Raw genomic sequence first — 2,048 nt, 5'->3', positions numbered from 1 at the left:
CAGCCGGCTGCCCGCTCGGCGGCCGACGGTGGCTGCGCCCAGGAGGCCGGCGATGCAGCCGGGTCGCCGGGTTGTTGCGCAGGGACGCTCGGTTCGGTCACAGCAGGCTCCATCTACGAGTCGCGTCGGCCTGGGTCAGTAGTCGTCGACGTTCGTCGTCGTCGCGCTCCCACATGGCCAGGTCCCGGTACACCTTCTCCAGCTTGGGACGCAGGTTGCGTTCGGTCGCCGGTTCGCCGGCGAACCGGAAGTTGCTGTTCGCCTTGTTCTGTCGCACCAGCCGCAACGCGTTCTCCAGCACCTCCACCTCGAGGTTCGCCGAGCTGATCGGGTCGAGGCTGGCAGCGTGGATCGAGTCCCAGGCGGCGGCCAGGTCGCCCATGCTGCCGCCATCGCGCTTCAGCAGCAGCTTGGCGTGGGCCTTGCGGGCGTCGGTGTAACCACGGCTGGTCGGCGGGATCAGGCTGAGCGCCGACAGGGTGCCCTCCTCGTCGCCGCGGGCCATCCGGATCCGGGCCATCGCGAACGCCGACGGGGTGACGTAATTGGCGTCGGTGCTGGCGCAGATGGCGTACAGCTCCTCGGCCAGCGCCAGCTGCTCGCCGTACTCGCAGGCCACTGCCAGCGCGAACTTGGGTGCCAACTCGCCGGGTACCTGGGCGTGGACGGTGTTGAACGGGGCCTGCGCCTCATGCCAGGAGTGCGCCCGCACAGCGGCCAGCCCCTGCATCCAGACCGCTCGCCAGTCCCACGGGTCGGCCCGCAGCAGTTCGCGGATCACCTGGGCCGCGGTCGTCCGGTCGCCCATGCCGAGCGCCAGTTCGATCTGGGCCAGCATCACCGCGGCGGTGCGCTTGGGGGCCTGGGTCAGCGCGGCCATCCGCTGCCGCGGGTCGTCCAGGGTCAGCGAGCCCAGCCAACCCGACATCTCATCGGTCGCATCGGGCAGCAGGTGCGGCAGCTGCGTCCAGTCGATGCTCTCGCCAGCGCTCATCGGCGGGCCGAACAGCGTCGACTGGTGGGACGCGGTGGCCGCGCCCGGCGTGCCCCGGCCGACCACTTCACGCATGACGCCGAGCGCCTGGACGCGCAAGTCCTCGGCGGTCTGGAAGCGGTCCTCGCGCACCGGCGCGCAGGCCCGCTGCACCAGCCGGTAGAACGAGTCGTGCTCGGCGAACAGCGGCATCCGGCTGAGTGGCGGCAACGAGTCGACGTACTGGGTCTGGTAGCCGCGGAACTCGCTCGACATCACCATCAGGGCCCGACCCACGGTGTAGATGTCGCTGGCCACCGAGGGACCGAGTTCGGCGACCTCCGGGGCCTGGTAACCGATGGTCCCGAAGATCGGCGATACGTCGTCGTCTATGCGACGCACCGCACCCAGGTCGATCAGCTTCACCGAGTCGCCGACCTGCATCAGGTTGTCGGGCTTGAAGTCGCAGTAGAGCAGACCACCGTCGTGCAGGTAGGTGAAGGCGGGCAGGATCTCGATCACGTAGGCCAGCGCCCAGTCCACCGGCAGCGGGTCGTGGTTGCCGTTGTTGGCCTCCTTGCGCTGCTTCAGCAACTGCGTGATGGAGCGGCCGGGCACGTACTCCATCACGATGTAACGAGCCTCTTCGTGCTGGACGAAGTTGTAGATCTCGACGATCAGCGGGTGCTCGACGGCGGCCAGGAACTCCTTCTCGGACTTCGCGGCCGCACTGGCGTCCTCGTCGGCCGCGTTCAGCAGGCCCTTCAGCACCACCCAGCGGTCGGACACGTTGCGGTCGCGGGCCAGGTAGATCCAGCCCATCCCGCCGTAGGCGAGCGCACCCATCACCTCGTACTGCCCGGAGATCAGCTCACCGGCGGCGATTGCGGGGCGGAAGTTGAACGGGGTGCCGCAGTTGGCGCACTCGCCCTCGACCTCGCCCGGCTTGCCCTCCTTGCCGCGGCCGACCGGCTCCCCGCAGTTGGGGCAGTTGCGGCGCGGCTCGGGGACGACCGGGTCGGCCATCACGGCCTTCGCCGGGTCGACCGGTGGGGCGGGCGGCACGGTGGTGATG

1 protein-coding gene is annotated in these 2,048 nt (G+C 69.7%); it reads right to left on the bottom strand.

What is annotated here, in order from left to right:
* Positions 1 to 97: 97 nt before the first annotated feature.
* A partial coding sequence (locus WBL05_RS12360) for a tetratricopeptide repeat protein (protein WP_424226304.1) occupies positions 98 to 2,048 on the bottom strand: 1,951 nt, incomplete at its 5' end.

The sequence above is a fragment of the Brooklawnia sp. genome (assembly GCF_049651565.1).
Lineage (GTDB): Bacteria > Actinomycetota > Actinomycetes > Propionibacteriales > Propionibacteriaceae > Brooklawnia.
This window is presented reverse-complemented; position numbering and strand designations above follow the sequence as displayed.